4 protein-coding genes are annotated in these 9,516 nt (G+C 37.0%); 2 read left to right on the top strand and 2 right to left on the bottom strand.

Features of this window, described 5'->3' with window-relative positions:
* Positions 1–374: 374 nt before the first annotated feature.
* Complete coding sequence (locus F6K27_RS04935) at positions 375–2,981, bottom strand: DNA topoisomerase (ATP-hydrolyzing) subunit A (protein WP_287273526.1); 2,607 nt, start codon at positions 2,979–2,981, stop codon at positions 375–377.
* Between the two features lie 880 nt (positions 2,982–3,861).
* Here F6K27_RS04935 and F6K27_RS04930 point away from each other — a divergent pair.
* Positions 3,862–4,260 carry a response regulator gene (locus F6K27_RS04930; RefSeq protein ID WP_287273528.1) on the top strand — a complete coding sequence of 133 codons (399 nt, stop codon included), beginning with the start codon at positions 3,862–3,864 and terminating at the stop codon, positions 4,258–4,260.
* A 166-nt stretch (positions 4,261–4,426) separates the two neighbouring features.
* On the opposite strand, the gene F6K27_RS04925 is transcribed toward F6K27_RS04930, so the two are convergent.
* Entirely contained in the window at positions 4,427–6,655 is a 2,229-nt protein-coding gene (locus F6K27_RS04925; RefSeq protein ID WP_287273529.1) for an amino acid permease, read from the bottom strand.
* Positions 6,656–7,498: 843 nt separating this feature from the next.
* Between F6K27_RS04925 and F6K27_RS04920 the strand changes: the two genes are divergently transcribed.
* Positions 7,499–9,154 (top strand): YcjF family protein, encoded by a 1,656-nt coding sequence (locus tag F6K27_RS04920; protein ID WP_287273530.1) that lies wholly within the window; start codon positions 7,499–7,501, stop codon positions 9,152–9,154.
* Positions 9,155–9,516 lie beyond the last annotated feature (362 nt).

The following is a 9,516-nucleotide window of genomic DNA, read 5'->3' as shown; positions in this document are numbered from 1 at the left end:
GACACGTCCAGGAGATTTTCCTTGGACTGAAAATGTAAATTAAGACCTAATAATATCATGTCCGTTAGTATCATTTGTGTAAAAGCTAGGGAAATATCTAACCTCATGTTAAAATTTACCGAATAATTAAGGTTTAAAGCCTCTCCTTTAAAGGATAAAAAAGAAAAAATTATTCTTTTAGTCAATCCTCTTCTTTTCAAGGAGAGGTAATTATTCATTATTCATTATTCATTATTCATTATTCATTATTCATTATTCATTATTCATTATTCATTATTCATTATTCATTATTCATTATTCATTATTCATTATTCATTATTCATTATTCATTATTCATTATTCATTGTTGAACCTCTTCCTTCTTACTTCTGCTATCAATAACCAACCACCTTAATAATCCTCTCCTTTGCCCCCAACTTCACCAACCGATTCCCCCTATCATCCTGTCCATAAACTTTAACAGAATCCACCATCATTCCACATACTTTTCCTTCAGTTGTTAACATCTGAGCTACTACATCCGACCTACTAACAACAATTCCTGCCAAAACATCAGTTTGTCTCGTAAACTGAAAAGCATTCTGACCAATACCACCACGATTAGCAACTCGCAACGAACCAATAGCAATACGCTTTCCATAACCCTGTTCAGAAACTAAAAATAAATTGCTTTCTCCATCCAAAGTCACACAACCTACCAACTCCTCTTGCTTTCTTAATCTTGTTGCTTGAGACCCCTGTGCAGTACGTCCCATTAAAGGTAACTGTTCCTCATCTATTTCTAATCTTAATAATCTCCCCCCAGAAGTTGCCAAAACTACTTGTTCCCCTACCTGAGCTAAATTAGCATAACGTAATTCATCCTCTTCCTTTAGTTTAATTACTGTTATACCGCGATTTGTAATATCACTTAAATCAGACAAAGGTAAACGCTTAATTTTACCATTTTGAGTCAACATGATTAAATCCTTATTTTCTTCAGCCTCCTGTAAAACAAATTGAGCAATAATAAACTCCTGACGAGCATCCGTCATTTCTTTAGTTGCTGACGGTGATAATAATGTTACTAAAGGTACACCCTTATATTCATGTCGTGTTGTCGAACGATTAGAACCAGAAGGAATATCATTTACTTTCAGAGGATAAGCTTTACCACTACGAGTCAATACCACTAAAGTTTGGTCTGTAGTTGCCTCAATAATATTAATAGTAAAATCATCATTATTTTCAACAGTAATATTAGATTTTTTATCAATTTGATGCTTCTCAAATTCTTTAGCAAGTAATCGTTTTACATATCCTCGGTGAGTAAATTCTATAACAACTTCTTCAGTCGGTGGTGGAGCAGCTTCCAAAGTCAAAAATTGTGATTCAACAGCTGTACCTTTTGATTTTCTACCTCTACCTTTAGCTTGTTTATTTGTTTCTTGATTACCAACTTCTACATTACCCTTTTGTGGAGAAACAGAAACATTTGATTCTGCTTGAACAATAATTCGAGTACGTCTAGGATCGCCATACTTGCGCTTTAGAGTCCGTAATTCTTTTTTCAGCGATCTTAGAAGTAAACGGCGATCGCTCAATAAACCCTGTAACTCTTGTATTTTCCCCCTCAGTTGCTCATATTCCTCCTCCAATTTTTGCCTTTCCAAACCAGTCAGTCTACGCATTGGCATTGCCAGAATAGCATCAGCTTGATTTTCACTCAAACCCAAACTTTCCTGAAAACTAACCTTAGCACTACTACCATCAGGAGCATTTCTGAGAATATCAATCGTAGCATCCAAATCTTTTAAAGCTTTGAGCAAACCCTCAACTATATGACACCTCCCTTGAGCTATTTCCAAATCATTACTGTAGCGACGAGTTAAAGTTTGCTCCCTAAAACTAATAAACTCCTGTAAAAAATCTCGTAGAGATAACTGTCGTGGTTGTGCATCCACCAAAGCCAACATAATAGCACCAAACTTTGAAAGTAAATCAGTATGCTGATAGAGGTGGTGAAGTACAACACTAGGATCAGCTTCACGTTTAAGCTCAATTACAACCCTAATACCAGAGCGATCGCTCTCATCTCGCAAATCAGAAATACCCTCTATTTTACCCGCATTAACCAAATCTGCAGTTTTTTCAATCCAACCCGCCTTATTAACCTGGTAAGGCAACTCTGTCACCACAATAGCCCTTTTTGTGCGACGCCCACGAGCTGTAGGAACTTCCTCAATAGTGGCCACTCCCCTGATAGGAATACTACCTCTACCTTTAGTATAAGCATCAATAATTCCGTCAGTACTAACAATTTCCCCACCAGTAGGAAAATCAGGCCCAGGAATCAATCGAAATAACTTTTCATCAGAAAGATTAGGATTATCAATTAAAGCAATAAGGCCATCTACTACTTCTCCCAAATTATGTGGCGGAACATTAGTCGCCATTCCCACTGCAATACCAGAAGAGCCATTAAGTAATAAAAAAGGTAATTGTGCCGGTAATACAGTAGGTTCTTGCTGAGAGCCATCAAAGTTGTTGGTATAATCAACTGTAGCCTCACTAATTTGGGTAAGTAAACCTTCATTACTAATAGATGCCAAACGACTTTCTGTATAGCGCATAGCAGCAGCAGGGTCATTATCGATAGAGCCAAAGTTACCATGTCCATCTATTAATGGATAACGACTGGAAAAGTCTTGAATCATCCGTACCATGGCATCATAAACAGCTTGGTCGCCGTGAGGATGATATTTTCCCAGAACATCTCCGACTACCCTGGCACATTTACGAAATGGTCTGTCTGGGGCGAGACCAAGTTCATGCATAGCATATAGAATTCGACGATGCACTGGCTTTTGTCCATCTCTGACATCTGGCAAAGCTCTACCAATAATCACACTCATGGCGTATTCAAGATATGATTGCTGCATTTCGATGTGCAGCGCTGCAGTAACGACTTGTCCGGAGAGTAGATTTAATTGTTTGGCCATGAGTTGCTATTTAGATTACTATTTATAAAAAAAAATGACAAAGCACAATTGAGAGGCTAAGTCCAAATATTATGACAATTTAAGATTTTCAGCATGAAATACCTAAATTTTCTCAAAAGTAACAAGTGTTACCCAATTTAATATGCGCATCAGTTTACTAATTGGAGTGTATTGAAGAATGTTTTGTTCTAATTAAGGCAAAGTAAATTTAATATTTTTACAGATCCTGACAGTAGTAACTTTTTTCTCTATTTTTTTTAATGTACACAAGATTTTTTGGAGATCGTAGCTAACACACCTCAAATCTTTTGACCATAGTTGATGATAGGAATAATTATTTATATTTGATTGAGCACAAACTTAGGTTAAAGCTTAAAATATTACCTACTTAGCCAACTAATACTTTGAAAGCTATGCAGATCGAAAATATCTGCTATGTCACTTTAGGTAGTCGTACAACTACATGAGGGTAAAGTATGTTAACCTCTATTATGCTGAAGGAATTGAAATCTTACCTCGATAAGTATGTATGATTATTGATGTTTTAGATTCCTGCATTGGAGCTGCTAAAAGTAGTATTTCTAGATTACTTTCGTGATCATCATAGCAGTCAGAAGAAAATAAGCTCTTAATCTTTATACAAATAAGATTGGACTATTAAGCTTCTTCCTGGTGAGGTAGACGTCCAAAAACTCATAGATAACCATTAGAAAAATTTAAAACAATAGCTATTTAGTTAGTTTAGTAAGTGATTATGGAATTTTTAATTGATTAAACTGAAACTAGTTAAACTAAGTTGGCTTTCCCTATCTATAAAAAAATTTAGTCTAAACTTTATAATGGGGTTTTTACATTTACGAGTATTTAGTGGGAGGCCTATATGAAAACTGTTTTGATTGTAGAAGACGATCAAGTTAATGCTAGAGTTTTTTCCAAGATTTTGACAAAAAGAGGTGGTTTAGCTGTTAAACACACAGAAGATGTGGAAGAAGTAGTAAAAATGGCTAACTCAGGGGAAGCAGACTTGATTTTGATGGATGTTTCTCTAGCTCGTAGTGTTTACCAGGGTAAATCTGTTGATGGGATTAAAATTACTCAAATTCTTAAAGCTGACCCTAAAACGGATAAAATACCAATCATATTAGTGACAGCTCATGCTATGGCAGGTGATCGAGAATCTTTTTTGAAGCAAAGTGGTGCGGATAGTTATATTTCTAAACCAGTAGTGGATCATCAAGAATTTGTCAGTCAGATTAAGGCACTATTACCCCCTGATTAATTATTAAAAAACGACCACAAACTTTTCTAGAATATAACTTTAAAGATCAGAAAAGATCAGAATCCTGCTCCAATTTTTACACTTTTGGAGCGGGAGATATTAATTTATCTACATTACCGCTCCTGATTTATTGACTTCATATGCCTAAAATATTATCTAATGATAACTAGCGATCGCTGAGAACTTCGCCATAAGAAAAACCTGGTGCTGCTAGAACAAATACTGTACTAGGAAGATTAGACGTTTTGGACTGTAAATCCTCATAATACTTAGTAAAATTCTCCCCAGGAGTCCGAATTCCCAGAAAAATCAAGTCAGCATTTTGAGAAGACTCATGCAAAATATCATAGAAAGGACGACCATTAGAAACCAAAATTTGAGATTTGGCGCTAATTCGTAAATCTCGAATCACACGATCAACATTTGCCTGAGTCGGTTGAATAGCTGCTTGCTCCGGTACTACCAATTTCAAATAAATTTCCGCATTCCGCCAATCCATATCTGTGCGCAGCAAATATGCTAGAAGTAACATTAAGCCACCATTATTTTGTAAACCACCCCACCACACATCAATTCGACGATGTTGACCAAAACCACGATCGCTGTCTTCTTGAAAAATCACTACATTTTTCTTAGCCTTATGAATATGACTAATCAACTGACAGTAGCGATCGCGCCTTGAAGCTTCCTGACTATCTCCAAGTACAACAGTATTTGGCGTAAGTGGCCCAATGCCATAAGTTTCCACCAAGAGTTTAGCACCATCAAAAAAATCTGTAGCAGTGACTACTCGCACCAGAGCTTGTACCCCTCGCTTGTCCAAATACTCACGAATTGTATCTTGCATATCACTTTGCTGCGAGACATCGCGAGACGCACTAGGCAAAACACTACAGACCGTAATCATACCTCGATTATGAGTTAGGTCATCTGCAAATTGAATCAACAACCAACGTTTTTTTGGTATCCCAGACAAGACTAAAATATGTGGCCGCCAATTTTTAGTATCTTCTTCACCTATTTGAAGAATTCCTTCACGCACCAACGCCATCCATATTCCGCGTCTAGCATCCCCCCAAGTTGTCTCTAACTCCCGACGCTGTAGCCAGATAAATATTGCCAGCACTATCAAAGCAGCAATAACTGTAGCCACAGCATTAATCAAAAACATCACTGCCAGACAACCAAGGGCTCCCAACATTGATAATGACCAATGGACTTTAAATGTAGGACGGAAAGAGGGGCTTTGCAAAAAGCCTTCTATACCTGCTGAAACATTTAAAACCATATAGGTTGTCAAAAAAAACATTGTCAGCACCGGGGCAATAATATTCAGGTCACCAATACAAACCGTGGCAGTAGCAACAAATAAAGTTACCGCTGTACCAATCCTGGGTTCATCATTTTGCCCATGGCCATTACCCAGAAAAGACAACCAACTAGGTAAAACTCCATCTCTTGCTAAAGCTTGTAAAACCCTTGGTGCTCCCAGAATACTACCAATGGCGCTGGAAAGAGTTGCCCCCCAAACTCCCAACAAAATTGCTGGCCCCCAAAAAGCCATTTCCTTCATCACCAGAGGTTGTTCAATTAAAGTAGTAGTATCGGCCCGCATAGACAGGATAATTGGTAGTATCATATAGACTAAATACCCTGTACCAACTGCTGACAAAGTACCTACAGGAATTGAACGGCTAGGTTCTCGCAAGTCTCCAGACATACTCACCCCTGCCATAATACCTGTGACGGCTGGAAAGAAGACTGCAAAAACTGTCCAAAATGGTTCCGATACTCTCTCTGAAGCTCCCAAAATTTCTATGTTTGTTGTTTCTAGTGGATGTCCGAATGCAAATGAAAGTAGAGATAGAATTATCGCGACCATAATAAAATACTGGGCCTTAATAGCAATCTCTGCCGAAGTTATGGCTAAGACTGCCACTGCTATAGTTGTAGCTAGAGCTACATATAGTTGGTTAAGACCACCAAAGGCATCTACTAGGCTTTCTGCAAAACCAATAGTATAAAGAGCTACTGATAGAGCTTGGGCAAAGTATAGTGGTATTCCCACTGCACCGCCTGTTTCAATACCTAAAGACCGACTAATCATATAGTAGGCACCTCCTCCTTTGACTATTCTGTCTGTAGCGATCGCGCTGACTGACAAAGAAGTTAGAAAGGTAATTGCTGTGGACAAAGTGACAATAAGCAAAGTCCCCAATAAACCAACATTACCTACTACCCACCCAAAACGGAGGTACATAATTACACCCAAAATTGTCAAAATTGAGGGAGTATAGACACCACCAAATGTTCCTAAACCTATTTCATTAGTATTGTCAGAAGCAGTTTTTGGAGTTGATTGTGTTTCTTCTGATGGTTTTTTAAATAGCTTCATACATACAAAATTTTAATATTTAAATTTCTCATTGAAGTTATCTATCATTTAATTAAATATCTATCATTGCTTTATGTCTTAGCTTTCAAGTCTTAGATTTTAGATAGTGTTTCAACTCAAACATTTTGGATACCAATAAATAATAGGGATTTTTAAAGCTGATGTTCTTTTTTCTTGATTAATTTAATTTCTAAAGTCAAAAAAACTCCCGACCATTACCTTGTAAAGCAAAGATGTTTTATACCAACTTTATAAATCTTTGCTACAAATAGCTAGGTTATTTCTTAGGAGTCAGGAGTCAGAATGAATAACTTCAATACCATTTATTAGTTCGTAAGTTATCTTTTTAGTCAAAGGGACATTTCCTGTAAAGTCTTTTGATTGCCCTGATTATTTGTAACATTATTTTTTGAAAATGGTATTAGATATAACAACCATATTGCTTAGAACATAGACTGATTATGAATCGAATAAAGTCCACTTTTTTTCCCACTACTAGCTATTGCCTGCTATATGACCAAAAAAATCAGGTCTCAAGTCTCCAGTGTGAAACTATCCCTAATTATTCGGTAATGGATAGCCTATTATATAGAATCCGGTTATTTATATAGTATATGTTTATAACTATACTTCAAGCCTTCAATCTTCTCCTACTCCTCTACTGCCCTACTGCCCTACTCCCCCCAAATATATAATAAGTGTTCAACTGGATTTGATATTAAAGGGGATAAAAAGGAAAATTCTGCATATTCAAAGTTTCCCTATTTCAGGAGGTATTGATAACTCATAACTCATAACTCATAACTGATTTGACCTCAAACCTCTGATTTCAAGTAAGTAGAAATGCCAACTTCCCGCCTGTTAATATTGATTCTAGGTCTAAGCCTAATTTTATTGCTCATAATTTGGCTGATTGGTTCTTTATCATGGCTATATAGTCAAGTTTCATGGTCCGCCCCCCCATTTGTGGCCAACCTATTACTATTACTATTAATTTTCCTCATTGGAATAGTCATTTTTGCTTTCATATATTATTTGAGACTATATACCATTCAAAAAAATCAACGGCGACGAGGTTCAAAAGTTAAAGTTAAGATTCCGGCTGTGAAATCTGAGGTTGCTTCTGAATCTCTTAAAGCTTTGAGACAACAGGCTATATTGATTCAAGATGAGGTTGCTCGACAAGCGTTATTAGAGCGTTCACAAGAAATAGAAGCTAGTCTAGCACGAGGTGATGTAAAAGTAGTTGTTTTTGGTACGGGTTCTGCTGGTAAAACTTCTGTAGTTAATGCGCTAATGGGTCAGATGGTGGGTAGGGTAGAAGCACCTATGGGGTCAACCAAAGTAGGAGAAACCTATCATTTAAAAATGCCAGGATTGGAAAAAGAAATTTTGATTACTGATACTCCAGGAATTCTAGAAGCGGGAGTCGCAGGTACGGAAAGGGGTCAACTGGCAAGAATTTTGGCGACAGAGGCTAATCTATTATTATTTGTGGTTGATAATGATTTACAGCAATCTGAATATGCTGCTTGGAAATGTTTAGTGGACATTGGTAAGCGATCGCTTGTGGTCTTTAATAAGATTGACCTCTACACTGAAGAGGACCAAAAAGCAATTATTGTTAAGTTGAGGGAAAGGTTAGTAGGGTTTAGCAAGATGGATATTGTGGCGATCGCTGCTCATCCTCATTCTGTTAAGCTTGAGACTGGAGAAATATATCAGCCAGAACCTGATATTATGGCTTTAATCGGACGTATAGCTGCTATTTTGCGGGCTGAGGGAGAAGATTTGATTGCTGATAATATTTTGCTCAAATCTCAACGTTTAGGGGAAGAAGCAAGATGTTTAATTGATGGTCAAAGACGACGACAAGCAGAGAAGGTTGTAGAAAGGTTTCAGTGGATAGGAGCAGGAGTTATTACTGTTACGCCTTTGCCTGTAGTAGATGTTTTGGCCACAGCAGCAGTTAATGCTCAAATGGTGATAGAAATTGGCAAAGTTTATGGTTGTGAATTGAATTTTGAAAGAGGGCAAGAGTTAGCAATGTCTTTGGCTAAAACACTTGCTAGTTTAGGTATTGTTGAAGGGGCGATTAAATTAATTTCTACAGCTTTACAATTAACTATAGCAACTTTTTTAATTGGGAAGGCAATTCAAGGAGTAAGTGCAGCTTATTTAACTAGAATTGCTGGGAAGAGTTTTATTGAATATTTTAGTCATAATCAAGATTGGGGAGATGGTGGCATTACAGAGGTAGTACAAACACAATTTCAATTAACAAGAAAAGATGAATTTGTTAAGTTGTTTATTCAAGATGCGTTGGCTAAAGTTGTAGAACCTTTGACTAATATTTATTCCCAGAATGAAGAAGTTGAAATGGAAAAAGAATCTGATGAGGAAGAGGAAATAAATTATCGACCTCCGGGGATGACAAAGCAGGATAATACTATTAATGATTGGGATACAGGAAGTAGAGTAAAATGGGAAGATTGGTAACAGTTAAAGACTCTTCAAGAAGGAAGAAGGAATCAGGAAGAAGGGATTTAGGACTGACCTTGTTGGAAAAATTCCATGGGGGTAGTCAACGACCTACCTACTACCTGTCTTATAACCCCAAGCAATTGTCAACAGCGTGTAGACTGTCGGGTATTATACCCTTTATCGGTAAGGATAAATCAAGAGAAGTATAGATTGATTAAAGTACTAAATTAAGGAGTTTTCAATTCGTTAGATTTTGTAGAGTGTTTACATAATTGATAAAAGTCGATCATTCAGGGTCATTGAACCTCTACTCCCTATTGCCCCAGAATTTTGTACCTCCAAGACTAGAAAACTGCTGTAGTTATATAAAAAAAAAT

This window comes from Okeania sp. SIO2F5 (assembly GCF_010692685.1).
Lineage (GTDB): Bacteria > Cyanobacteriota > Cyanobacteriia > Cyanobacteriales > Microcoleaceae > Okeania > Okeania hirsuta.
The sequence above is the reverse complement of the archived record's forward strand: the minus strand, read 5'-3'. Positions and strand labels throughout refer to the sequence as shown.